This is a genomic window from Shewanella sp. SG44-6 (genome assembly GCF_014164185.1).
GTDB classification, from domain to species: Bacteria; Pseudomonadota; Gammaproteobacteria; order Enterobacterales; family Shewanellaceae; genus Shewanella; species Shewanella vesiculosa.
Genome location: NZ_JACJER010000042.1, coordinates 1 through 25,229 on the forward strand (window position 1 = coordinate 1; position 25,229 = coordinate 25,229).

Here is a 25,229-nt window from a genome sequence, read left to right on the forward strand (position 1 = left end):
CAGATGTATGCAGAATCAGAAAGATTGGCTGCTGAGTTAACAGGTCACTACATGGACCAATTCACTTATGCTGAACGTGCAACAGATTGGCGGGGTAACAACAATATTGCTGATTCTATTTTTAACCAAATGGAACGCGAACCACATCCAATCCCAAGTTGGATTGTGATGAGTCCAGGAACTGGCGGCACTAGTGCCACTATTGGTCGCTATATTCGCTATCAACAACAAAAAACCCAACTGTGCGTCGTTGACCCAGAAAACTCAGTCTTTTATGATTATTTTCACAGTGGTGATGCCACGATAGTGAGTGATAAATACAGTAAAATTGAAGGTATTGGCCGACCTCGGGTTGAACCATCGTTTATTGCAGGGGTGGTTGATAGCATGATTAAAATCCCCGATGCTGCGTCAATCGCAACCATTCAATGGCTAGAACAATTAATTGGTCGTAAAACGGGCGCGTCCACTGGCACAAACTTGTATGGGGCGTTATTGCTGGCAACACAGATGCGACATGCAGGCCAAACAGGTTCAATTGTGACGTTAATTTGTGATGCTGGTGAACGTTATCTCGATACCTACTACAACCCCGAGTGGATCGAAAATAATATCGGTTGTTTTCAGCACTATCGCGAGAAACTGTCTGCCTTTAATGTTTGTGGTTTAATCAGTTAACTAAACATTAAAAAAAGCCGTTGGATCTGGATTCAACGGCTTTCATTATTGGCTCAGCATCAAGGGGAAACGTTGCTAAATACACATTAGTCGATATTCAAATATTTGTGAGTTTGAATCGACAAACGCCAATTACGCGCAATACACACTTTCATTGCAAGATCGGTTGCCCGCGCCTTTTGACTAATAGGTTGTAAACAAATCGTTTTGGCACTGATATCTATGTGTTGTAACAGCTCATCTAATTCTTCAATATGCCGTTCTGTCGCAATAGGATGTTTAATTTCGTTAGCACGATTTAAGGCTTGATCAAGTACCTTGTAGCCACCTTTCATATTAATTTTAGGTGATACCGTCACCCACACATCAGGATGACATTTCACTTCAAACGTACCACTGGTCTCAATCTGGATCTGATAACCCGCCTCAACAAAATCGTTAGTTAATTCCGTTAGGTCATACAAACACGGCTCACCACCAGTTAACACGATATGTTTTGCGGTAAAACCTTTGTCCCGAAATGCTTGCAGTAATGTGTGACCATTATGATCAGCCCAACGTCCTATGGTGCCATCGACCTGAATCACTTGCTCTGCGGTCACGTTATTCTCAGGTAACACATCCCACGTTTGCTTGGTATCGCACCATGAACACCCAACAGGGCAACCCTGCAAGCGAACGAACAGCGCAGGAACACCAGTATATGTGCCCTCGCCTTGTATGGTTTCAAATACTTCGTTAACGGGATATTTCATTGTTTACCTTACTTGTAGTGACCAGCAGTAACCGGCTGACGAATTACGGGCCGGCATTTATAGAGTATTTTGCCATTAGCTGCAAGTATTTACCGCTATGGCTTTGCAGTTGAGCCTGCCTTAGGTAAAATATCCATTCTATTTACCTGAACCACTGGGCGTTGATCACCCCGATCTTGCAAGTCAGTTCAGTACGTTAAGAGTATATCCATGTCAGATACAAAGCTAAACACACCGACTAAAGCCCTTGTTGTTTTCAGTGGTGGTCAAGATTCAACCACTTGTCTTATCCAAGCATTATCACAGTACGATGAAGTACATGGGATCACCTTTGATTATGGCCAACGTCATAGACAAGAAATAGAAGTGGCAAAATCATTGGCAATTGAGTTGAAATTAGCCAGTCATAAAGTCATGGATACTAGCTTATTAAACGAATTAGCTATTTCGGCGCTAACGCGTGATGCAATTCCGGTTTCACATGAATTGATGAACAATGGTTTACCAAATACTTTTGTTCCTGGCCGTAACATTTTATTTTTAACCTTAGCAGGAATTTACGCGTATCAATTGGGCTGTAATGACATTATTACTGGCGTATGTGAAACCGATTTTTCTGGTTATCCAGATTGCCGCAATGAGTTTGTGCAATCTATGCAACATTCATTAGCATTAGGCATGGATAAACCCCTGAAAATTATTACACCTTTAATGTGGCTCAATAAAGCAGAAACATGGGCATTGGCAGACAAATATCACCAATTGGCTTTAGTGCAACATCAAACCTTAACTTGCTATAACGGAATTGTAGGCAAAGGATGTGGCGATTGCCCTGCTTGTGTACTTCGTCAACGTGGTTTAGATGATTATTTACAAAACAGTCAAGTCGTGATGGACTCGTTAAACAGTAAGCTATAAGCCTATTATTGATATTTAGCCAGTAGTGTAAAGTTAACCATCTGATTTTTATTTCTTTAAGATTGCTTAATCAATATGAAAACACACTATTAGCCTAGTGAAGTCTTTTTAGTCTACAGTTAATTCCGTGTTGAGCTAAATCGGCTTAATTAGCCGTGAACAGAAGTATATAGAGGATATTTTGCTAAAACATAATTCAAACACAATTGGTCTGTATCATTTTCTTGTGGTGATCAGTCTTATTTGTATTGCTCTGTTTGCAGCAGATATTCCCTCTCCTGCATTTTTACCTATTGATCAGTATTTTAGCTATCAGTATGACTTAATTGCCAGTGGTCAGGTTTGGCGCTTAGTCACTGGAAACCTGTTGCATACCAATTTATGGCATTTGCTAATGAATTTAGCTGGATTTTGGGTAATTGTTTTTTTACATGAAGTGCATTACAAAAATCATTCAGGCAAGTTGTTGCTACTGTTTTTAAGCTTATGTTTATTTGAAGGCATAGGTTTATACCTGTTCTACCCTACCTTAAAGGCCTATGTGGGTCTAAGTGGCGTATTGCACGGATTATTTGTATTTGGTGCTGTGATGGATATACGTAAAGGCTACAAGTCGGGATACTTACTCGTGATAGGAGTCATGTTAAAAGTCGGTTATGAGCAAGTATTTGGTGCCAGTGACAGCGTGACTCAATTAATCAATGCACGGGTTGCCACTGAATCACATCTTGTTGGCCTTTTAAGCGGTCTATTGTGCGTGTTGTGTTGGTCGATAATGGATAATCGCTTAAGACATCATAATGAGGCATAAACTTGTGTCTGTCTTACTGCAATAATCTCACTAACAATAATCTCACTAACAATAGCCTCGCAGACAATCGTTTCACTATCAGACATTAATGATAAACAATGAGTACACTAAGGTACTCATTGTGTCGTTATTGGCTCAACTTCTGATACGGGCGTAACCTCGGATTGATCCATTTCTGCAGCTATCCCAGCATTGGGTTGTGTCACCTGGCTCGCGGCATTGGCTTGTGCTCGCTCAACTAATTTATCGTATTCTGCTTGGGTAATAAGATAACTTTTTAAGGCGGGTAACGATTTTGTCGCCGGTTCAGTCACGGGAATATCTGACATTCCACTAATATCAACTCGTCCAAATAACACCACTAATGTAATCACAAGCAGGTGGACAAATACCACGAGTAAAGCAAGATAAGGACTCCTACTCACAACAGCCAAAGCCCGTTGCAAGGCATTAGCATTTGGCTCATCAGGCTGTAACAAAGGTTCGTTGCGATTGACTGAACTTGTTACACCCGTTAACTGCAGTTGAATATCATCAGCGACTTGCTGGCGATGCTGTTGTAACTCATGTTCATCCACAACATCATCTTCTGACTCTACAAAAGGTGTCACGTTTTTGTCAAAATCAATACTAACAGCATCTGCTTGCGGTAATGATTTATTTCCCCAACGCGAGTGGTGGCGAGTTGATGCTGAAATACTCGAATGGGATTGTTGGTTATTTTTAAACATAAAGTCTAATCTGCCAATAATGATTGCCTAAGTATAACGTCAACCGCCTTATTGAATAGCACCTTATTTATGCGGTTAACCCCTCAATGAGATTAATAAAGCTTAACCCAATAAAGCGTAAAAAGACGATCTACGCCATGATGTATGAGACTTAAATTTCAGCTTACACGTGTTCACCTAAATATAGCTATTTAATATTAGGGCTGATAAACTCAATTTGCTCAAAATCCTTTTAGCGTTATTCACAGGATATTATGAATTCACTATCAAACATCTCGACATCAGAGCAAACATCTACCGTTTCTTCTGGCTCAGATTACGGCCATAGGGAAGAACAAGCCAATGCATTATCGCATGCGCTTGGCGTGATAGCAGGTATTGTTGGGTTAATTCTGATGCTTATAAAAGCTCCAGATCATTTAACCTTGCTACAAATCACAGGTGTAACGATTTATGGGGTCAGTATTATTGCGTTATTTTTAGCATCGACCTTGTATCACTCAAGTAAAAGCGCGCTGTGGCGAAAACGCTTTAAAATGGCTGATCATTGCGCCATTTATGCGCTCATAGCAGGCACCTACACTCCAATGATGCTGATTAGCCTTCAAAGTTCTCAGGCCACGATTATCCTTGTGGCTATTTGGACATTAGCTCTAGGAGGAATTATATTTAAAACCTTGTTCATTGGCCGATTTAAAGCTTTTAGTGTGCTGCTGTATTTATCCATGGGGTGGTTATGTGTCACTATAATAAGCGACTTAAACACTAAAATGAGTGATTTAGGCTTGGGCTTATTATTCGCAGGCGGCTTATTTTATAGTTTAGGCGTGGTATTTTATGTAGGTAAACGTATCCCATATAATCATGCTATATGGCACTTATTTGTTCTTGGCGGTGCGATTAGTCACTTTTTGTGTATCTACTTAACCGTACTGTAAAAGTGAGCTAAGGTAATCGCCAACTAAAATACACTACAATCGTAATCAGCTTGATTACGATTGTACTTTTGAAAATGTTTTATTATCCTTGCCTAATATTCAACATCTAATCACTATTGTATCTATAGTGGGTTTATTTGGGATCTAATGTCTACCCTATCTTCAATTGAGCGCATTTGGTTTATTGTTAACCTTATCCCAAAAGGCAATGTGTTACCTTATGGCGTTGTTGCTGACTTTGCAGGATTACCAGGCAGAGCACGTTACGTTTCTAGGGCGTTAAAATTAGCACCACAGAATCTAACCTTACCTTGGCATCGAGTGATTAATAGCCAGGGTAAAATCTCGTTTGCTAACAACACTGATGCTTTTCAAACTCAACAACAATTATTAAGATTAGATGGAATAGAAGTGAACGCAGGCAAGATTTCATTGTCTCAATATCAATGGAAACCTGATATCGCCACCCTAGTAATGACTTTACCCTTTTAATATCAAGCTATTAACTATTATCAAAATTGAAGGTAACAATACTTTGGTCAATAAATTAACTCGCTTATCCACGTTAATCTTGTGTATTAGCCCGGTGATCCACGCACACGCAACTGACAATCAACAACCTATTGCTGATAGCGAAACCACGCCTAGATTACATCAGTCAGAAACCGCCGTCATAACAGAAAAATTTGCACAAGTTAATCCAGCTGCGGCATTAAGTGACATGGAACAAGCAGCCATTTTATCACCCTTAACAGCCCATACTGCTAGCTATAAGGTGTTTTATGGTAGCTTCGAGTTAGGTGTAGCAAATTATCGCTTACCTGCAACCGATAGCGGTTTTTACAGCTATCATTTCGACAGCGATGTCAGCTTATTAATGCTATCTGATCAACGCCACCTTAAAAGCGAATTTACCCTAGAAAACGGTAAATTAGTGCCATTTCGATACATACAAGAACGCACTGGTACTGGTAGTGATTACACTGAACAAACCGCCTTTGTCAAAGGGCAACAATTTATTCACACCATCTACAAGCAAGAAGCATTAAAGCTGCCATACCAAGAGAAAGTATTTGACCCTTTGATGGTGCAATTACAATTTAGAATGGATTTAGCGGCCAATATTCGACCACTAGATTATAAAATGGTGAAAGAAAAAGAAATTGACGACTATCAATTTCGAGTCTTAGGTAAAGAAAAAGTCACGATAGAAAGCGGTACTTACGATACCGTAAAAGTTGAAGTTGTCCGCGACAGTACTAAAAGACAAACCTTTTTCTGGATGGCACCGACTTTAGCGTATCTGCCAGTGAGGTTAAGCCATTTCTCAAAAGGCAGTAAACAACTGGATATTCAGCTAGCAAACTACCAATTTGAGCAACCTCTACCACCTATGACACCGACACTCATTGATGGCCCTAACAAGCAAAGTTCAACAGCGGTAGATGAACTGCATACAGACCCTGAAACTAGTGCTCAAATCACAGAGTCAGAATTAGATGAAATAAAGCAATTAGCGGAGGATTAACTCACCTTTTCTAAATAACTTCCACTCACCTGGCTGTAACACAACCCAATTTTCGTTATTGGTCAGTGGCCTAGTTGCAATAACGGTTACCACGTCGTTTGGCGTGGTTTCTTGACTAAAATCAATGACCACATCGGTATCAATTAAAGTTGCCTTTCCAAACGGTGCACGGCGCGTGATATGGCATAAGTTGTTGGTACAATATGTCATCAAATCAATGCCATTACTCAACAACATATTAAACACGCCTAACTGTCTTATTTCATCAGCAAGTTGACTGATATAATCAAACACATCATCGAGATTATCAGGCTCATGCTCACCAAACTTATTGACCACAGATTCTAAAATCCAGCAAAAAGCTAATTCACTGTCTGTATCACCTACAGGTTGAAATCGAGAAACGATGAATCTTGAGTGGTAATCGGTCAATTGGCCATTGTGGGCATAAGTCCAATAACGGCCCCATAACTCACGACTAAAAGGATGGGTATTGACTAAGGATACGCAGCCTCGATTCGCTTGGCGAATATGACTAATGACAATTTCACTTTTAATTGGATATGACTTTATCAGCTGTGCAATATGTGATTGACTACTAGGACAAGCGTCTTTAAATGTGCGGTTTCCTTTACCTTCATAAAAGGTAATTCCCCAGCCATCAACATGAGGACCCGTTACTCCACCACGCTCAGCTAAGCCTGTAAAACTAAAAACAATATCCGTTGGCACATTCGCGCTCATCGCCAGTAATTCACACATTAGCCTTGCCTTTTCTGTTGCTATATTGAGCTAAACACTTTTCATAAGCGTATTGTATCGAGTAAGCCAATTGAGTGGAATATTTCTGACACACAAATATTTAAACAATTGTTTGAAAAAGGCTTGTAATCGAGGCGGCATAAGGTTAACTTTTATGTGACACAGGTCCGACCACGATCATTCCTGTGAATGAGATCAACAATAAATAAGCTATTTTGCCTACATATAGCTTTAAGGAGAAGTACAGTGACCACCCTACTTTGGATCATCGCGATGATCTTTGTGCTCGGCGCTATGGCATACTTAAGAGTATCGCTATTATCAACCACGATTGCTGCGGCAATTGTGTTAGTCGTCGGTAGCACCTTGGACATTATTGGTGTAATTACATGGATTGTATTCCTTGTTATTGCGCTGCCACTCAATATTAAATCATTCAGACAAAACTTTATCAGTCGTCCGCTGCTAAAAGTGTATCGCGGTATCATGCCTGAAATGTCTTCTACAGAGAAAGAAGCCATTGAAGCAGGTACAACGTGGTGGGAAGCTGATTTATTTGCCGGTAACCCTAACTGGAGCAAATTACACAACTATCCTAAAGCACGTTTAACTGCCGATGAACAAGCATTCCTAGATGGTCCTGTTGAAGAAGTCTGTAAAATGACAAATCAACATCAGGTATCACATCAATTAGGCGATTTGCCTCCAGAAATCTGGCAATTCTTAAAAGATCATGGCTTCTTCGCGATGATCATCAAGAAGAAATTTGGTGGTCTTGAATATTCAGCTTATGCCCAGTCATGCGTATTACAAAAGCTTGCTGGCGTCAGCAGTGAATTAGCCTCTACTGTTGGTGTTCCTAACTCATTAGGCCCTGGCGAGCTTTTACAGCACTATGGTACCAAAGAGCAGCAAGATCACTATTTACCTCGTTTAGCTAAAGGTATAGACGTGCCATGTTTTGCACTGACTAGCCCTGAAGCAGGCAGTGATGCTGGCTCAATTCCAGACTTTGGTGTGGTGTGTAAAGGTGAATTCCAAGGCGAAGAAGTGCTTGGTATGAAGCTAACATGGAACAAACGTTATATTACGTTAGCACCAGTCGCGACTGTATTAGGCCTGGCCTTTAAACTACGCGACCCTGAGCACCTACTAGGCGATAAAGAAGAATTAGGCATTACTTGTGCCCTTATTCCAACTGACATTCCAGGTGTTGAAACCGGTCGTCGTCACTTCCCATTGAACTGTATGTTCCAAAATGGTCCTACACGCGGTAACGAAGTGTTTGTACCATTAAGCTTCATTATTGGTGGCCCAGAAATGGCCGGCCAAGGTTGGAGAATGTTGGTTGAGTGTCTGTCTGTTGGTCGTGGTATTACCTTACCTTCAAACTCAGCCGGTGGCGTTAAAACTGCCGCTGTTGCTACAGGTGCTTATGCACGTATTCGTCGCCAATTTAAATTACCTATCGGTAAATTAGAAGGTATCGAAGAGCCAATGGCCCGTATCGGCGGTAACGCATATTTAATGGATGCCGTTGCAACCTTAACCACAACTGCCATCGATTTAGGTGAAAAACCTTCAGTTATCTCTGCCATCGTTAAGTATCACTTAACCGACAGAATGCAGAAATGTATTATTGATGCAATGGACATTCATGGTGGTAAAGGCGTCTGTCTTGGCCCAAATAACTATTTAGGTCGTGGCTATCAAGCTGCTCCAATCGCCATTACTGTTGAAGGTGCAAACATTCTAACGCGTTCAATGATTATTTATGGACAAGGTGCTATCCGCTGTCATCCATATGTATTGGCCGAAATGGAATCAGCGTTTGATACTGATGCAAACCGTGGCTTAGCTAACTTTGATTCAGCTATCTTTGGTCATATTGGTTTTGCAACGTCGAACTTTATTCGTAGTTTCTGGATGGGTGTTACCTCATCTTACTTCACCAATAGCCCTTACTCAGATAAAACAAAACGTTATTATCAACAGATGAACCGTTTCAGTGCAAACTTAGCGCTATTATCTGATTTGGCCATGGCGACACTGGGTGGCAACCTAAAGCGCAAAGAACGTATTTCTGCCCGCTTAGGTGATTTACTGAGCCAATTGTATCTAACTTCTGCCACGCTTAAGCGTTATGAAGACGATGGCCGTTTAACTGAAGATTTACCTTTAGTGCAATGGGCTGTTGAAGATTCATTATACAAGTTACAAGATTCATTAGATGACTTGCTTAACAACTTCCCAATGGGTTTAGGCATTGCACTACGTGCGGTAATCTTCCCATTCGGTCGCCCAATTAAGCGTCCTAGTGATGTGTTAGATCATAAAGTGGCTAAGATCATGCAAACGCCTTGTGCGAGTCGTGACCGTTTAGGTAAAGGCCAGTTCTGGACTGCTTCTGAGTTCAATCCAGTCGGTATCCAAGAACAAACGTTCAAAGATATCCTAGCTGCAGAACCACTCTATGACAAAGTCTGTAAAGCTGCTGGTAAACGTCTACCATTTATGTGGTTAGATAAAGTTGCTGCAGAAGGTAAAGCGCTTGGTGTGTTAAGCGACAGCGAAATCGCTTTACTTGAACGAGCTGAAATTGGACGTTTGAAATCAATTAACGTTGATGACTTCGATACCAATGAGCTTCAAGCACAACTTGCACCAAAAGCTAAGCAAGAGAAAGCAGCTTAGCTGCTAGGTTTAAAACCTAAAAATAAAAAGGGTAAAGCGTAAGCTTTACCCTTTTTTATAGTAATAAATTATTCAGATAACTAATGGACTAAGATGAAACACCTTACTGGATTACAATTGATGCAAGCCATGCTTAATGGCGACATCCCTGCCCCTTCAATCACCCAAACTATGCCAATGAACGCGATTGCGGTAAGCGAAGGCAGTGTCACCTTTGAAGCTTTCGCTGATGAGCGCCATCTCAACCCAATGGGCGGCGTGCATGGGGGTTTTGCTGCAACGGTTCTTGATTCAGCTACAGCATGTGCTGTGCACTCTGCATTACCCGCAGGTGTCGGTTATTCAACCATAGATTTAAATATTAAAATGGTTCGCCCTGTGCCTCAAAAGCAACGCTTATTGGCTAAAGGCAGCGTAATGAACTTGTCTACATCTCTGGGCATTGCAGAAGCAACCTTAACTACCGAAGACGGTAAACTATTGGCCACAGCCACCGCAAGCTGCCTTATTCTTCGTGGCAAATAGTCAATATTTGACCGCGTTAGGATGATCAGATTGTTAAACTCAAAATATTACTTCACTTGGGTTTAATCTATAGCCGCGCAGATATTCATGCTGGCAAGGTGTACTGAACTGTTCACGCCAGCCAATGTAACCTAATACAACAAGCCCTCAAATTAGCATGAAAACTCTTTTAAAACAGCAGCTTGAACTGCAAATTACCTTGAATTAACTCACAATAGACTAGATTATTCTGAGATGAGTAAACAAAAAGCCAGTCATGAAAATGACTGGCTTTTTGTTGTGCTTATTATCGTGTCAAACGAGGATCAATCGTCTTGTAATTCGATTTCCAACTGTTTGGCCACCGCTTCAGGAGAGCTACTGTTACGGGCAAATAAGCTGTATGCAACCGGGATGACAATCAAAGTAAAGAATGTTGCTAATAAAATCCCCGATAACACAACAACACCAATAACAAAGCGAGTTTCAGCACCGGCTCCAGACGCCATCACTAACGGAATCGCACCTGCTGCTGTCGTAATACCTGTCATTAGGATAGGTCGGAGTCGTTGTGTTGATGCTTGTAAAATGGCTTGTTGAAATTCAACTCCGCGATCGCGCAGCTGATTTGAAAACTCAACGATCAAAATACCATTTTTAGCCGCTAATCCTATCAACATAATAATACCAATTTGGCTGTATATATTCAGACTTTGACCTGTTAACCAAAGCCCCACGAGTGCACCTAAGGTGGCTAGTGGCACGGTTAACATAATGACCATGGGATGAATAAAGCTCTCAAATTGAGCCGCCAAAACCAAAAATACAATCCCTAACGCCAATAAAAAGACGAAGTTCATTGAACTACCAGAATCTTGGTAGTCAAGTGATGGACCTTTGTAACTTATGACCGCTTCGGCAGGCAAATAGGTTGCAGCCAAATCATTCAGGTAGTCTAACGCTTCCCCTAAACTATAATCTTCTGCCAAATTAGCTTCTAAGGTAATTGAGCGCATTCGATTATAACGGTTCAACGAACTGGCATCGGCGAACTCTTCAATTGAAACTAAATTAGATAAAGGGATCAATTCTTGAGAACGATCTGAACGCACGTAGATATTTTCCATATCGGTAGCCGTGCTTTGATTCTCACGATTACCTTCTACAATAACATCGTACTCTTCACCATCGCGCATAAAGGTGGTCACTAATCGAGAACCTAACATCGACTCGAGTGTTCTACCAATATGAGAAATTGACACACCTAAGTCTGCTGCTCGTTCACGATCAATCACTACCCGCAACTGTGGTTTAGTCTCTTGATAATCATGATCTAAGCCAATGAGTTTATGATTTTCTTTGGCTTTTTCTATCATGATATCGCGCCACTGAGCCAGTTCTTCATAGCTAGGACCACCAATCACAAACTGCACCGGTTTACCCACACCACGGCCAAATGCTTGGCGCATGATAGGAAACGCCCTTATACCGGCTAAGTCTGATAAACGACTGCGAATATCAACAATGATCTCGTTAGCACTTCGACGTTCCGCCCAATCTTCAAGAACAATAATCGCCATACCATTGGAGAAATCAGAGGAGCCTCCAAACCCACGCGGAGCACGGATCAATAAACGCTTAATTTCACCGCTTTCAACCAATGGCATTAAGCGTCCTTCTACTTCATCCATATATTTTTCAATATATTCAAAGCTCGCCCCTTGCGGCCCATTAACCATTAAGAACATGGAACCACGGTCTTCTTGCGGCGCGAACTCTTGTGGCACTTTATTGAGTAAAAAACCACTAAATGCAAAGGCAATTAATACAACTAGCGATACTAGAACAGGACTTTTCATGCCTATTTTCAGGGTGGTCAAATACCAGCCAGATAAAATATTCATCATCTTATCGACTTGTTTAACTAACCACGGATCTTGATCGGCCGGTTTAAGTAACTTAGAACACATCATCGGCGTCAGTGTTAATGCAACAACACTGGAAAAAATCACCGCAGCACTCATGGTGACCGCAAACTCTTTAAACAGCTTGCCTAAATCGCCCTCGAGGAAGGTGATCGGCATAAACACAGCAACCAGCACCAAAGTTGTCGCCACTACAGCAAAAGCGACTTCACGAGCGCCCAAAAAAGCGGCCTTCAATGGTGAATCGCCATCTTCAATACGCCTGTGAATATTTTCCAGCATGACGATGGCATCATCGACCACCATACCAATCGCCAATATCATCGCCAGTAAGGTTAATAAATTGATGGTATAACCAAGTGCATACAGCACAATAAAGGTAGCCAATAAAGATACCGGTACCGTAATGGCAGGAATAAGCATGGCCCTGACCGAACCTAAGAATAAATAAATCACCACAATAACTAACACCATGGCGATAAAGAGGGTTTGATACACCTCATCGATGGAAGCTTCAATGAACACTGAACTGTCGTAGGAGCGTTTAATGTGCATCCCTGCTGGCAGGGTTGGATTTAATTTATCGACCAAGGCATTGGCCGCTCGCGCCACTTCTAAAGTATTGGCTGTTGATTGCTTACTGACACCTAAACCAATCATTGCTTCTTTATTGCCCCGGAACATAATCCGTTCTTCTTCAGAACCAATATCGACCTTAGCCACATCGCCAAGTTTAACTAAGTAGCCATCCTCACCTTGGGTTATCACCAAGTTTGAAAAATCTTCCGCGGTTTTGAATACTCTGTCTAAACGCACGGTAAAAATACGTTCTTTTGATTCAATTGAACCGGCGGGTAATTCTACGTTTTCTGCCCGCAATGCTGCTTCAACGTCTGATACGGTTAAGTTACGCGAGGCTAATGCCTGACGGTCAATCCAGATCCGTAAGGCATACACCTTACCGCCACCTAAACGCAGTGTTGATACGCCATCAATCACCGAAAAACGATCCACTAGATAACGGTTGGCATAATCAGTGAGCTGTAAAATATCCATTTGGTCTGATACCAAATTGAGCCACATGATCACTTCATCGCCGCCGTTCGCTTTATAAATCGATGGCGCGTCCGCTTCTATAGGAAGCCTTTCAAGTAAACCAGAAATGCGATCACGCACATCATTTGTTGCGGCCTCAATATCACGATTAATATCAAACTCAATGGTCACACTTGAGCGCCCATCACTACTGGATGAACTGATATGACGAATGCCTTCTACGCCACTAATTTGATCTTCAATCAGCTGAGTAATCCGGCTTTCGACTACCGATGCACTGGCACCACGATAACTGGTTTCCACCGACACAATCGGTGGATCGATATTGGGATATTCACGCAGCGGTAATTTACCAAAAGACACCAGACCCAATACAATCAGCAAAATACTGATTACAGATGCTAAGACCGGCCTTTTAACCGATAAGTCAGTTAATATCATGCCGATGTCTCCATTCCTTCGACTTGAGCGAAGGTGAAGTTTTCGGCTTGCTGCACTTTAACAGTATCACCAGGACGAACTTTGAGAATGCCACGAATAATAATTTGTTGACCCACGTCAAGGCCTTTAGCTATTTCAACCCAACCTCGAGAACGTGTACCTAAAGTCACTTCAATTTGTTCTACTTTGTTTTCTGCATTAACGAAATAAACAAAGTGCTTGTTTTGAATTGGGATAATAGCAGCTTCGGGTAACAATAATGCTTCACGACTTTGCTTAATTAAGCGCACCTTCATTAACATGCCGGGCAGTAATTTATAATCATCATTTGGCATAACAGCACGTACGATTACCGCGCGAGTATCTGGATTAACACGGGTGTCTATTGAGGTAACAACACCTTTAAATATCTGCTCTGGGTAAGCTACAGCTCGAGCTTCAACGAGTTTACCTGGCTGTAATTCTTGAATGAAACGTTCTGGTACAGAAAAGTCTAATTTAATTTTGCTCACATCATCCAGAGTACTGATTTGCTCGCCCGGGGTAACTAAGCTGCCCACACTGACTTGACGTAAACCAAGTTTACCCGCAAATGGAGCTTTAATTGCACGGTCTTCTAGGGCCGCTTTTGCCTGTTGCACTTCTGCACGAGTGGTATCAATTAAACTTTGTAAACGGTCACGCTCTAACTCGGCAATGGTTTTACTGGTGACCAATGAGCGGATACGATCTAATTCACGTAAATTTTCAACTAGCTTGATTTCGGTTACGGCCAGCTTGGCTTTATGTTCCTCGTTTCTGAGCTGCACGAGCAGTGCACCTTTTTCGACCAAATCACCGTCATTAAAAGCAATCTTAGTGACAATTTCAGTAACTTTGGATGTCACGATAATAGACTCGTACGCTTTACCAGTACCCAAAGCTTCTACTTCATCACGAATAGGCATAATCGCCACTTTAGCAACAACCACGTTTGGTATAGGCCGTGGACGTTGAACAATAGCTTCTTCAGGAGACATTAAGTTGTACGCCAACAGTGCCGCTAGCACTATGACGATCAGTACGATTATCTTTTTCATTTTGAGTCCAAAACCATTAAAGGCTAAATGAATTATGTATAGGATTAATGAGCTTATGTGATTGTACTTAGCAATGATTCCACATCAAGTCGTTTTACTTTTGCTTACAAATTACGAACATATCCAACAATTAGATCATATCCTTTCCATATTCACTTAATTGGCTGTTTTAACCAAGATTTAAGCGCTTTATGAATATTTTAGGCAGTATTTGAGTAAAAAAAGTATTACAGCCTGATTGTCGACACATGCTGTGACAAATTGCTTAACATAATGACGCCATTGTTCAGGCTCAAATTTGCAAAATTGCTGCGTTAACTGTCAAAACAACAATTAACAACTTGCCAACGCCTAGGCAAAAAAATGGTATTGAGGGCTTGTGAAGAGCAAAAAAAAGAGACGCTTTAAGCGTCTCTTTTTTTGGTCCAAGCTATGCATGAAACTTAACGAACTTTTCGGTCTTCTTGCATTAAGTCAGAGATAATTTTGTACACTTCAGTAATAGACTCATCAGGAAGAGGTTTGTCTTCTGCATCACGAAGTAAAATTTTAGTCTGATTGACATCATCTGTTTCTTTAAGCAATAAACGATAATTGCCTTTTTTCAGTGTTAATTTCTCTTCGCTCCATAACGAGCTCCAGAAACCACCACTTTCTTCTAGATTAATGTAAAACAAACCTTGGCTGTTATCGGTATCAACAACATCAAAACCCATTTCCGGTAATACTAAACGCAAACGATCCCATACTGACTTGTAACTTGCGTCAGCTAACCAATAAGCCGCTTCGTCAGTATTTGTGACTAAGTTGACCTTAATCCCAAGGCTTTGCTCAATTCGTGCAGCACGAATCGCTTGATCACGTTTGATGCTCATGTAAGCAATAGCATTATTAAGCATGTCAGTGGTATAACGACGCTTATCTTCACCGCTTAATAAGATTTGCTGATCTTTATCGTCATAGAACTCTTGGTGTTCAATTAAATCTATCGCCACAGTACCTGAACGACCGTGGGGTTTTACGTCTATTTGAAAACGGTAACGCTGACGCAGTTGATACACTTTGTCACTGCTCCACCAATTAGACTCAATGATTTCATCATTTTCAATCCAATCTGTTTCAATAAAACCGGCATTCATATCTTCACTACGAACAGGGATATTGCTCTTCGCTAGATAACCGTTGATGACGTCATAAATTTCTTGTTTTAAATCTGTGGTGCTTTCAATCGATTCAATCACAACACGAATATTGTCACTGCTTTCTTCGATATGAGTACCTTCGGCCATAGGTAACACTTGTAATGGCGCACGGATATCAAGATTTTTACCAACGAGTTGTTTATTGACCTTGTTACTTACCGCAGGAATATCATATTCCTTGCTATAAGTTGGCGTATTTAGCCCTTGTGGGATAGTCAATAATGGTGCAGTTTCAGCATTAATGAAATCATCATTACCATTTGCCTGACGGCGGTCTAATGGCGTAGAGCAAGCTGAAACAGCTGCAACAAGGAGTAACGGAGTGACTTTCTTTAACATGAATTTATTTTACCTCAATATGAGCTTGTTTCATTGTTTCTATTAACAGACCATGAAACTGCTCAGAAAGTTCAGTTAAAGGTAAACGAATGTGGCCATTAGCAATCAAACCCATTCTATGAACAGCCCATTTCACAGGGATAGGGTTGGCTTCACAAAATAACGAGCTATAGATGCCCATGAGTGGTTTATCGATTGATTCAGCTAATTGTGTATTTTTGGCTAACGCAGCATCACACATGGCTTTAAACGCATGTGGAACAATATTATTTGCTACGGAAATCACACCATTACCACCCAACAATAAAAACTCGCGGGCAGTGGCATCATCGCCGCTATAAAGTAAAAAGTCATCACCACACAATTCACGTAAACGTGCCACACGGCTCAAGTCACCAGTGGCTTCTTTTACACCAATAATGTTACTGACACTTGATAACTCAGCCACAGTTTCAGGCTTCATATCAACTGCAGTTCGACCTGGTACGTTATATAAAATTTGAGGAATATCAGTACTTGCAGCAACGGCCGTATAATGGGCAATTAAGCCCTTAGGCGTTGGCTTATTATAATAAGGCGTGACACCCAACATGGCGACAACACCTGATTTTTGCATGGCTTTGGTTAAGTCAATAGCTTCAGCCGTTGCATTGGCGCCATTACCACCAATAACGGCGATACGACCTGCGGCAAACTTAACAGTTTGGCTGACAACAGCGGCGTGCTCTGCCATAGGCAATGTTGCTGACTCACCAGTAGTACCGACCGCGACAATGGCATCAGTACCTTGTTCAATATGAAACTCAACAAGTCGTTCAAGACTTGAATAATCTACTGTGCCATCACTGTTCATTGGAGTGATTAAGGCTACGATGCTTCCGTTTATCATCTATCTTCCCCACGGTTTCAGGATTCGCTATGTTACTGATGCCAACCACTAATGACAAGCTCTTCGGTAACCATAAACTGAAATAAGTCATTTATGCTATTTAATGCACGTAACCTAGCATCTTTAGAGCCATTGCGCTAAAAAATAATCATATTTATGTGAGTGATATAGGTTAGTATATTGAGGTGTTTTAATGAAAAATGATAACATAAACACCCGCACCAAAACTTACATGCTTAGCGTAAGTTTTCGCTCAAAGATATCGACAAGTGAGGAAAATCCATGACCAATTATCTGGTCGTTACGGCAATGGGCGCAGACCGTCCGGGGTTAGTGAGTCGCCTAGCACGTTTAGCAAGTGAATGTGATTGCGATATTGTAGATAGTCGTATGGCATTATTTGGTAATGAATTTACCCTAATTATGATGATATCGGGCTCTTGGACAGCGATAACAAAAATTGAAAGCTTGTTACCGGCATTGAGTGTTGAACTTGAACTCATGACCGTCATGAAACGAACATCTAAACATACGCCGAAAAACTTTATCTCACGTATTGAAGTCATTTTTAATGGCGAAGACCAACGTGGAACCATGAAGAGTATTACTCAGTTTTTAGCAGAAAGAGGCCTCGATTTAGCGGCCGTCCGCTCCCACGCTGATGATAACGATAGTCTTAAAACCCAGTCGATTTTATTAGCCATTAATATTCCAGAAAAAGTCGACCTATTAAAACTTGAACAGGGTATTCATGAACTGGCAGAATCGATGTCGTTAGAGTGCAGCATTAAGCGTATGCAGGGCATTGCTGCACCTTAATCCAATATTCACATCAGATAGTAGTGAACTTTGTTACTAACATTGACGTAATAAATTCACTTTTATCCGCTAAAGGAAACATGATGAACACACTACAAGTTGGTGATACAGCACCAAAATTTTCATTACAAAATCAAGCTGGCGAAACCATTTCTTTGCAAGACACACTCACCAAAGGCCCTGTCTTAGTCTATTTCTATCCTAAAGCGGCAACGCCAGGTTGCACAGTACAAGCTCAAGGTCTGCGCGATATCAAAGCACAACTTGATGGCTTAAATGTAACTGTTTTTGGTATTAGTCCTGATCCTGTGGCGAAACTGGCCAAATTTGCTGAAAAGCAAGCGCTCAACTTTACTCTGCTAAGTGATGAAGACCATGCCGTTGCCGATGCCTTCGGAGTATGGGGAGAAAAATCATTTATGGGTAAAACTTATGACGGGATTCACCGTTTGAGTTTTATCGTTGGTACTGATGGCAAAATTAGCCATTTACTCAATAAGTTTAAAACCAAAGATCATCATCAAGTTGTGCTAGACACTCTTGCGCAATAGTGGATTGAGTTAACAGGCCTCAATCGACATTAGCCTGTATCACTCAGTAGACAATAAAAAGGCTTAGCATTTAATTGCTAAGCCTTTTTCGTATTTACGATTAACTCAATGACGACTCAAATAACGCTAAGGCTTAAAGAGTTTTAGGATCTGATTTTTCTTCAGACATAGTGTCCGTCGATTGCGGCTCTTTGTCTGTTGAGGCCGATGCCATGGCAGCTTTGGCTTTCTCATTTGCAGCCAGCTCTTTCGCCAATTCAGAGGTTTCTTGCTTAATCAGTGTGGCCTCCTCCTCGGCTAATAAGCGCGCTTTTTCCTGTTCTTCAAACAGTGCAAGTTCTTCCTCTTTACGGCGGGCTTTTTCAATGGCTCGTTGCTCAGCTTCTTGCGCTTCTCGAATAGCTCTTGCTTCAGCGGCTGCTTTTGCTTCTGCCTCTGCTAAGGCTTTCGCTTGGCGATCAGCTTCATCGTCTAATGCACGTTGAATAACCGCCTGATCTTGCGCCTCTTGTGGTAATAAACTAATAAGCTCTATGCCCACTGGCAACACAATAGCTTCAACACCTGATAGCACTTTAACCTTACCTTCTTTGGTTAAATAAACCAGCGGCAAAGCGGTTTCACCATAGCGTTTTTTAAAATGCTCAAAGGTGAAGTTTTCAGTAATGTTGGTAATTTTGAGTACTGCACCTTTTGCCATTAACGTAGCAATTTTAGCGTAAGAAATATTCTCACCAAATAAACATAAACGCTTTAGATAAGATTCAGATAGTTGATGACGCGCACTGGCGCTGTCGGCATTGTTTAAACCATATACTTTTTCAGTGCCCATTAAATCTTGAAAATGAAATGTTACTAAAGGATTTAACTGACGATATGGTGACATCACTAATACTCGGCCAATACCGCTTAAATCCATGTAATTTGAAGCATGCTCCGATGCCGGATTACCAAAATACACTGGAATGTTTTCCATTCGAGCTTGGCGAATACTGTCCCAGTTGTTATCAGCTAAAATAACTTTGATATTTTTAGACATTAAAATTGATGCCAATTCACGGGAAAACTTAGATGCACCAAAGATTAATAACCCTTGGTTAGAACCTTCTTTTACCCCTAAAAACTTAGCCCAACGGCCCGCGGTTAAACTCTGAATAACCACAGTGCCGATAATGATTAAGAACACTAGCGGCACGATTGAACTGGCCCCTTCTAAACCCACTGACTCTAATTTTATCGCAAACAAGGATGAAATCGCTGCCGCAACGATACCGCGAGGGGCAACCCAGCTTAAAAACCACTTGTCATTAGATGATAAATTCGTGCCTAAACCTGAAACCCATATACTCAATGGCCGTGCAATAAACATCACCACCAACAACACGCCAAGGCCACCGAAACCAAGGTCGAGCATAGCACCAGAATCAAGACGCGCCGCCAGTAGGATAAATAATGCCGAAATTAACAGTACTGTAAGGGTCTCTTTAAATTCGAGAATGTCAGCAATATCAACCCCGCGCATATTGGCGAGCCAAATACCCATTACGGTCACAGTTAATAGACCAGACTCTTCCTGAATAATATTTGAACCAACAAAGATACCCAGCATAATGGTAAGTACTGCGGTATTACGTAAATAATGTGGAAACAAGTTCTTACGTATCGCCAGACCGGTTAAATACCCTGCTGCTGCGCCTAAACCAAAACCAAGGAGTAAGGTCAGGCCTAAGGCATTTAATACATGAGTGGTGGGATCGGCAGCCACGGCAATATACTCAAACACCAGTACGGCCAATAGAGCGCCAATGGGATCAATAACAATACCTTCCCAACGCAAAATGCTGGCTAAATTGGATTTGGGTTGCACGGTACGCAACATAGGCACAATAACGGTTGGTCCTGTCACGACCACCAATGCACCAAACAACATGGCTATTGCCCAATCAAAACCGAGCAGATAATGGGCTGCTGGGGCAATACACGCCCAAGTAATGAAAGCGCCAATGGTCACGAGATGCGTCACCATTCGTCCGTGTTCTTTAATTTCTTTAAAGTTAAGTGTTAATGCACCTTCAAACAAGATGACAGCAACACCGAGGGAAATGATAGGAAACAATAAATCGCCAAAAATCTCATCTGGATCTAATATGCCTAATCCGGGCCCAAGTAATAGACCACACAACAACAGTGGTAAAATTGCTGGCAGACGTAATTTCCAACCTATCCATTGACACAAAAGCGACAACACACCGATTAATGCCAGCATGCCTGTAATGTGTTCAACCATATTTGTTTCCTTCTTTTTCGATACACCACAAGATAACATCTATGCAATGCGCTTCACGATCATACGTGAACTGTAATATCCATCAGGCTTAATATTTTATAACCTAACCCAAAAGTTATTCAGATGTTGACGAGTAATCGAAGTCTGAATCTTGTTAATTCACGGCGCCAAAATAGTATCTAGTCAGGCTAACAATACTCATTGTTGTCGTAAATTCAGCATATAACATACTACTTTAACTGTAGGATCAAGCGTTTTTGACGGTCATCACATTTTGTACCGATAACAAAGTAACATATTAAGTCTATAATTTAATTGTTAAATTTTTATGTCTGTAAACGATATTAGATTAATCTTACAGGCTAAATTATCGACAAAAAAAACCTTGGCATGACCAAGGCTTTTTCTATTTGACACAAAACATAGTCATATTGGCTATTGCGGTACTCTTACATTACCTTCCATTAATACTCGAGCACTGCGGCTCATTATGGCTTTTTTAACCTGCCATTGACCATCAAGCAACTGCGCTTGTGCCCCGACTCTGAGCGTGCCTGAAGGGTGACCAAAACGGACTGCGGTTCTTTCGCCACCGCCAGCAGCTAAATTAACTAAGGTGCCTGGAATTGCCGCAGCCGTGCCAATTGCAACAGCAGCAGTGCCCATCATAGCGTGATGTAATTTCCCCATAGACAACGCACGTACAACTAAATCAATATCATCTTTGGTCACGGTTTTACCGCTGGAAGAAACATACTCAGCATGCGGTGCAACAAAGGCGACTTTGGGGGTATGCTGACGAGCAGCGGCTTCTTCAATATGGTTAATCAACCCCATTTTAACAGCACCATAAGCTCGAATAGTTTCAAACATGGCTAAGGCTTTATCATCATTATTAATGTCATCTTGTAGCTCAGTGCCAAGATAATTAATGTCAGCAGCATTGATGAAAATGGTAGGAATACCGGCATTAATCATGGTGGCTTTAAACGTTCCCACACCAGGTACCTCAAGTTCATCGACCACATTACCCGTTGGGAACATAGCGCCTTCACCATCTGCGGGGTCTAAAAACTCAACTTGAACTTCAGCGGCAGGAAATGTCACTCCGTCCAGTTCAAAATCGCCCGTTTCCTGCACTTCACCATTGGTTATCGGCACATGGGCAATAATGGTTTTATGAATATTGGCTTGCCAAATCCGCACAACAGCAGTGCCATTGTGTGGTACGCGGCTGGGATCAATTAAACCGTTGCTGATTGCAAATGAGCCAACTGCTGCGGTTAAATTACCGCAGTTACCACTCCAATCGACAAACGGTTTATCAATAGCCACTTGGCCAAATAGATAATCAACATCGTGATCGGCTTGAGTACTTTTAGATAAGATTACCGTTTTACTAGTGCTAGAGGTTGCACCGCCCATACCATCGGTTTGTTTACCGTAAGGATCAGGGCTGCCAATCACGCGCAGCAACAATGCATCACGCGCTGCACCCGCCACTTGGGCCGCTGCTGGCAAGTCAGTTAAGCTGAAAAACACCCCTTTACTGGTGCCGCCACGCATATAGGTTGCGGGGATCTTTATTTGTGGTAAATGTGCCATAACTTCATCCTATTATAAAACATAAAAATCGGTAGCTTATGCGTTATAAACTACCGATTAAGCTAGACGAATATGAGGCTAGTTAGCCACTTCATTGGCTAAAAAGTCTTGCGCAAAACGTTGTAATACACCGCCAGCTTCATAAATCGACAGTTCTTCAGCCGTGTCGACACGACACTTCACCGCAATCGTCACTTGCTCACCGTTTTTACGCGTCATGATCACATCTAACATAGCACCCGGCTTACGCTCGCCAACCACATCATAGGTTTCTGTGCCATCAATCTGATAAGTATGACGGTTATGACCTGCTGTGAATTCAAGCGGTAACACGCCCATACCGACTAAGTTGGTACGGTGAATACGCTCAAAACCTTCAGCAACAATCACTTCAACACCCGCAAGGCGCACGCCTTTTGCTGCCCAGTCACGAGATGAGCCTTGACCATAATCAGCACCAGCAATGATAATCAGTTGCTGTTTACGCTCCATATAGGTTTCAATGGCTTCCCACATGCGAGTGACTTGGCCTTCTGGCTCTAAACGCGCCAGCGATCCTTGTTTCACTTTGCCGTTTTCCTGCACCATTTCGTTAAACAGTTTTGGATTGGCAAATGTCGCACGCTGGGCGGTTAAGTGATCGCCTCTGTGAGTGGCATAAGAGTTAAAGTCTTCTTCCGGTAAACCCATTTTATGTAAATAGGCGCCTGCGGCACTGTCGAGCATAATTGCGTTTGATGGCGATAAATGATCTGTAGTGATGTTGTCGCCCAATACCGCTAATGCGCGCATACCTTTCATCGAACGCTCACCCGCTAAGGCTCCATCCCAATAAGGTGGACGACGAATATAAGTGCTTTGTGGACGCCAATCATATTGTGGATTAACGTGACTGCCATATTCTACTTTGATGTCGAACATCGGTTCGTACACTTTACGGAACTGTTCGGGTTTAACGCTAGCTTTAACAACCGCATCGATTTCTTCGTCGGTAGGCCAAATGTCTTTTAATGTAACCGCTTGACCTTGGTTATCGATACCTAAGATATCTTTTTCAATATCAAAACGAATGGTACCGGCAATCGCGTAAGCTATCACTAATGGCGGTGCGGCTAAAAATGCTTGTTTAGCGTATGGGTGAATACGTCCATCGAAATTGCGATTACCCGATAACACAGCCGTTGCGTATAAATCACGATCAATCACTTCTTGTTGAATAACCGGATCGAGTGCGCCACTCATGCCGTTACAAGTGGTACAGGCAAAGCCGACAATGCCAAAGCCTAAGTTTTCCAGCTCAGGTAACAAGCCCGCTTCTTCTAAATATAACTGCACCGCTTTAGAGCCAGGCGCAAGCGATGATTTCACCCAAGGTTTACGTAATAAACCACGTGCATTGGCATTTCGTGCTAATAACCCCGCGGCAATCATGTTGCGAGGGTTACTGGTGTTAGTACAGCTAGTAATGGCGGCAATAATCACGGCACCATCGGGCATTTTTCCTGGCTCATTTTCAACTACGCCGCTAATGCCGCGAGCAGCAAGCTCAGAGGTTGGAACCCGAGAATGCGGATTTGAAGGACCGGCAATGTTACGCCCAACCGATGACAAATCAAAGTGCAGAACACGCTCATACACAGCATTCGTTAAGGTGTCGGCCCATAAACCGGCTTGTTTGGCGTAGGTTTCGACTAATTTAACTTGTGCGTCTTCACGACCGGTTAATGTCAAATAATCAATGGTTTGCTTATCGATATAAAACATCGCCGCGGTGGCGCCGTATTCAGGTGTCATGTTGGTAATGGTGGCGCGATCGCCCAAGGTTAAATGGGTGGTACCTTCACCATAAAACTCAAGATACGATGACACGACTTTTTGCGCCCGTAAGTATTCGGTTAAAGCTAATACAATATCGGTAGCAGTAATGCCTGGTTGTGGTTTACCGGTAATTTCAACACCAACAATTTCCGGTAAACGCATGTAAGATGCGCGGCCGAGCATCACGCTTTCCGCTTCTAAACCACCTACGCCAATGGCTATAACACCTAACGCATCTACATGAGGTGTATGGCTATCGGTGCCGACTAGGGTATCAGGGAACGCCACACCATTTTGAGCATGCACCACTGGCGACATACGTTCTAAGTTAATTTGATGCATGATGCCGTTACCCGGTTGGATAACATCAACATTTTTAAACGCCGTTTTAGTCCAGTTGATAAAATGAAAACGGTCTTCATTACGACGGTCTTCAATTGAGCGGTTTTTCTCAAACGCGTCTTTATCAAAGCCGGCATGTTCTACCGCTAACGAATGATCGACAATCAATTGAGTCGGTACAACAGGGTTAACCTTTGATGGGTCACCGCCTTTTTCTGCAATGGCATCACGTAAACCGGCTAAATCAACTAAAGCGGTTTGCCCTAAAATATCGTGACACACCACGCGAGCGGGATACCACGGAAAGTCGAGGTCATTTTTACGCTCAATCAGCTGTTTTAACGAATCAGTCAACGTCTCTGGCGCACAGCGACGCACTAAGTTCTCGGCAAACACGCGAGAACAATAAGGCAGTTTGGCATAAGCGCCCGCCTCAATGGCATCAACGGCTTCTTCGGTATCAAAGTAGTCTAAAGTTGTGCCGGGTAAAGGTTTACGATAATCAGTATTCATAGTAAGACCCACAGTAAATTTGGTGATCGGTGAGCGGTTGTTGA

At 42.1% G+C, this 25,229-nt stretch carries 20 protein-coding genes; 10 read left to right on the plus strand and 10 right to left on the minus strand.

All coding sequences use genetic code 11. The features are described 5' to 3' along the window. Positions 1-678 (plus strand): PLP-dependent cysteine synthase family protein (locus tag H5185_RS09560; RefSeq protein WP_182741976.1); only part of this gene is annotated, 678 nt, incomplete at its 5' end. Between the two features lie 86 nt (positions 679-764). Here the strand turns inward: H5185_RS09560 and queE are convergent. Continuing rightward, positions 765-1,433 (minus strand): 7-carboxy-7-deazaguanine synthase QueE, encoded by a 669-nt coding sequence (queE, locus tag H5185_RS09565; RefSeq protein WP_124014990.1) that lies wholly within the window; start codon positions 1,431-1,433, stop codon positions 765-767. A gap of 210 nt (positions 1,434-1,643) precedes the next feature. Between queE and queC the strand changes: the two genes are divergently transcribed. After that, entirely contained in the window at positions 1,644-2,351 is a 708-nt protein-coding gene (gene queC / locus H5185_RS09570; RefSeq protein ID WP_124014991.1) for a 7-cyano-7-deazaguanine synthase QueC, read from the plus strand. A 181-nt stretch (positions 2,352-2,532) separates the two neighbouring features. Beyond that, positions 2,533-3,162: a rhombosortase gene (rrtA, locus tag H5185_RS09575; RefSeq protein ID WP_124014992.1), complete on the plus strand. Its 630-nt coding sequence runs from the start codon at positions 2,533-2,535 to the stop codon at positions 3,160-3,162. Positions 3,163-3,278: 116 nt separating this feature from the next. Here rrtA and H5185_RS09580 read toward each other — a convergent pair whose 3' ends face one another. Then, complete coding sequence (locus tag H5185_RS09580; RefSeq protein ID WP_124014993.1) at positions 3,279-3,893, minus strand: hypothetical protein; 615 nt, start codon at positions 3,891-3,893, stop codon at positions 3,279-3,281. A 254-nt stretch (positions 3,894-4,147) separates the two neighbouring features. Here H5185_RS09580 and H5185_RS09585 point away from each other — a divergent pair, with 254 nt between their 5' ends. The 3 genes from H5185_RS09585 (at position 4,148) to H5185_RS09595 (ending at position 6,359) form a co-directional block, all read left to right on the plus strand. Then, complete coding sequence (locus H5185_RS09585) at positions 4,148-4,831, plus strand: hemolysin III family protein (RefSeq protein WP_124014994.1); 684 nt, start codon at positions 4,148-4,150, stop codon at positions 4,829-4,831. A gap of 147 nt (positions 4,832-4,978) precedes the next feature. Then, entirely contained in the window at positions 4,979-5,323 is a 345-nt protein-coding gene (locus tag H5185_RS09590) for an MGMT family protein (protein WP_124014995.1), read from the plus strand. Between the two features lie 229 nt (positions 5,324-5,552). After that, complete coding sequence (locus H5185_RS09595; protein WP_165870031.1) at positions 5,553-6,359, plus strand: DUF3108 domain-containing protein; 807 nt, start codon at positions 5,553-5,555, stop codon at positions 6,357-6,359. On the opposite strand, the gene H5185_RS09600 is transcribed toward H5185_RS09595, so the two are convergent. Further along, entirely contained in the window at positions 6,345-7,121 is a 777-nt protein-coding gene (locus H5185_RS09600) for a class II glutamine amidotransferase (protein WP_124014996.1), read from the minus strand. The two genes, H5185_RS09595 and H5185_RS09600, sit on opposite strands and share 15 nt — an antisense overlap. 246 nt (positions 7,122-7,367) lie before the next feature. Between H5185_RS09600 and fadE the strand changes: the two genes are divergently transcribed. Further along, positions 7,368-9,815 (plus strand): acyl-CoA dehydrogenase FadE, encoded by a 2,448-nt coding sequence (gene fadE / locus H5185_RS09605; RefSeq protein ID WP_124014997.1) that lies wholly within the window; start codon positions 7,368-7,370, stop codon positions 9,813-9,815. A gap of 93 nt (positions 9,816-9,908) precedes the next feature. Further along, positions 9,909-10,340 carry a PaaI family thioesterase gene (locus H5185_RS09610; protein ID WP_124014998.1) on the plus strand — a complete coding sequence of 144 codons (432 nt, stop codon included), beginning with the start codon at positions 9,909-9,911 and terminating at the stop codon, positions 10,338-10,340. 305 nt (positions 10,341-10,645) lie between these two features. Here the strand turns inward: H5185_RS09610 and H5185_RS09615 are convergent, their stop codons facing one another. The 4 genes from H5185_RS09615 to dapA all read right to left on the minus strand — a co-directional run bounded on the left by H5185_RS09615 (position 10,646) and on the right by dapA (position 17,250). Beyond that, the gene (locus tag H5185_RS09615) at positions 10,646-13,741 is read right to left on the minus strand and encodes an efflux RND transporter permease subunit (protein ID WP_182697230.1); all 3,096 of its coding nucleotides are present in this window, start codon (positions 13,739-13,741) and stop codon (positions 10,646-10,648) included. Then, positions 13,738-14,820: an efflux RND transporter periplasmic adaptor subunit gene (locus tag H5185_RS09620; protein ID WP_182741977.1), complete on the minus strand. Its 1,083-nt coding sequence runs from the start codon at positions 14,818-14,820 to the stop codon at positions 13,738-13,740. Before H5185_RS09620 ends, H5185_RS09615 begins: the two co-directional genes overlap by 4 nt. A gap of 443 nt (positions 14,821-15,263) precedes the next feature. Next, the gene (bamC, locus tag H5185_RS09625; protein WP_182741978.1) at positions 15,264-16,361 is read right to left on the minus strand and encodes an outer membrane protein assembly factor BamC; all 1,098 of its coding nucleotides are present in this window, start codon (positions 16,359-16,361) and stop codon (positions 15,264-15,266) included. Between the two features lie 4 nt (positions 16,362-16,365). Further along, positions 16,366-17,250: a 4-hydroxy-tetrahydrodipicolinate synthase gene (gene dapA / locus H5185_RS09630; RefSeq protein ID WP_182741979.1), complete on the minus strand. Its 885-nt coding sequence runs from the start codon at positions 17,248-17,250 to the stop codon at positions 16,366-16,368. Positions 17,251-17,532: 282 nt separating this feature from the next. Here dapA and H5185_RS09635 point away from each other — a divergent pair, with 282 nt between their 5' ends. Both H5185_RS09635 and bcp read left to right on the plus strand, forming a co-directional pair. Further along, positions 17,533-18,069, plus strand: a complete 537-nt coding sequence (locus H5185_RS09635) for a glycine cleavage system protein R (protein ID WP_182741980.1) — start codon at positions 17,533-17,535, stop codon at positions 18,067-18,069. Positions 18,070-18,152: 83 nt separating this feature from the next. Beyond that, positions 18,153-18,620 carry a thioredoxin-dependent thiol peroxidase gene (bcp, locus tag H5185_RS09640; RefSeq protein ID WP_182741981.1) on the plus strand — a complete coding sequence of 156 codons (468 nt, stop codon included), beginning with the start codon at positions 18,153-18,155 and terminating at the stop codon, positions 18,618-18,620. Between the two features lie 133 nt (positions 18,621-18,753). Here the strand turns inward: bcp and H5185_RS09645 are convergent, their stop codons facing one another. The 3 genes from H5185_RS09645 to acnD all read right to left on the minus strand — a co-directional run bounded on the left by H5185_RS09645 (position 18,754) and on the right by acnD (position 25,185). Continuing rightward, the gene (locus H5185_RS09645) at positions 18,754-20,907 is read right to left on the minus strand and encodes a sodium:proton antiporter (protein ID WP_124015006.1); all 2,154 of its coding nucleotides are present in this window, start codon (positions 20,905-20,907) and stop codon (positions 18,754-18,756) included. A 435-nt stretch (positions 20,908-21,342) separates the two neighbouring features. Then, positions 21,343-22,512, minus strand: a complete 1,170-nt coding sequence (gene prpF, locus H5185_RS09650; RefSeq protein ID WP_182741982.1) for a 2-methylaconitate cis-trans isomerase PrpF — start codon at positions 22,510-22,512, stop codon at positions 21,343-21,345. Between the two features lie 78 nt (positions 22,513-22,590). Then, positions 22,591-25,185: a Fe/S-dependent 2-methylisocitrate dehydratase AcnD gene (gene acnD / locus H5185_RS09655; protein ID WP_182741983.1), complete on the minus strand. Its 2,595-nt coding sequence runs from the start codon at positions 25,183-25,185 to the stop codon at positions 22,591-22,593. Between the last annotated feature and the right edge of the window lie 44 nt (positions 25,186-25,229).

What these genes read in the sequence shown, in the direction of transcription:
- queE (WP_124014990.1), bottom strand. Translation starts at nt 1,433, where the DNA reads ATGAAATATCCCGTTAACGAAGTATTTGAAACCATACAAGGCGAGGGC.
- queC (WP_124014991.1), top strand. Translation starts at nt 1,644, where the DNA reads ATGTCAGATACAAAGCTAAACACACCGACTAAAGCCCTTGTTGTTTTC.
- H5185_RS09580 (WP_124014993.1), bottom strand. Translation starts at nt 3,893, where the DNA reads ATGTTTAAAAATAACCAACAATCCCATTCGAGTATTTCAGCATCAACT.
- H5185_RS09585 (WP_124014994.1), top strand. Translation starts at nt 4,148, where the DNA reads ATGAATTCACTATCAAACATCTCGACATCAGAGCAAACATCTACCGTT.
- H5185_RS09590 (WP_124014995.1), top strand. Translation starts at nt 4,979, where the DNA reads ATGTCTACCCTATCTTCAATTGAGCGCATTTGGTTTATTGTTAACCTT.
- H5185_RS09595 (WP_165870031.1), top strand. Translation starts at nt 5,553, where the DNA reads ATGGAACAAGCAGCCATTTTATCACCCTTAACAGCCCATACTGCTAGC.
- H5185_RS09600 (WP_124014996.1), bottom strand. Translation starts at nt 7,121, where the DNA reads ATGTGTGAATTACTGGCGATGAGCGCGAATGTGCCAACGGATATTGTT.
- H5185_RS09610 (WP_124014998.1), top strand. Translation starts at nt 9,909, where the DNA reads ATGAAACACCTTACTGGATTACAATTGATGCAAGCCATGCTTAATGGC.
- H5185_RS09615 (WP_182697230.1), bottom strand. Translation starts at nt 13,741, where the DNA reads ATGATATTAACTGACTTATCGGTTAAAAGGCCGGTCTTAGCATCTGTA.
- H5185_RS09620 (WP_182741977.1), bottom strand. Translation starts at nt 14,820, where the DNA reads ATGAAAAAGATAATCGTACTGATCGTCATAGTGCTAGCGGCACTGTTG.
- bamC (WP_182741978.1), bottom strand. Translation starts at nt 16,361, where the DNA reads ATGTTAAAGAAAGTCACTCCGTTACTCCTTGTTGCAGCTGTTTCAGCT.
- dapA (WP_182741979.1), bottom strand. Translation starts at nt 17,250, where the DNA reads ATGATAAACGGAAGCATCGTAGCCTTAATCACTCCAATGAACAGTGAT.
- H5185_RS09635 (WP_182741980.1), top strand. Translation starts at nt 17,533, where the DNA reads ATGACCAATTATCTGGTCGTTACGGCAATGGGCGCAGACCGTCCGGGG.
- bcp (WP_182741981.1), top strand. Translation starts at nt 18,153, where the DNA reads ATGAACACACTACAAGTTGGTGATACAGCACCAAAATTTTCATTACAA.
- H5185_RS09645 (WP_124015006.1), bottom strand. Translation starts at nt 20,907, where the DNA reads ATGGTTGAACACATTACAGGCATGCTGGCATTAATCGGTGTGTTGTCG.
- prpF (WP_182741982.1), bottom strand. Translation starts at nt 22,512, where the DNA reads ATGGCACATTTACCACAAATAAAGATCCCCGCAACCTATATGCGTGGC.
- acnD (WP_182741983.1), bottom strand. Translation starts at nt 25,185, where the DNA reads ATGAATACTGATTATCGTAAACCTTTACCCGGCACAACTTTAGACTAC.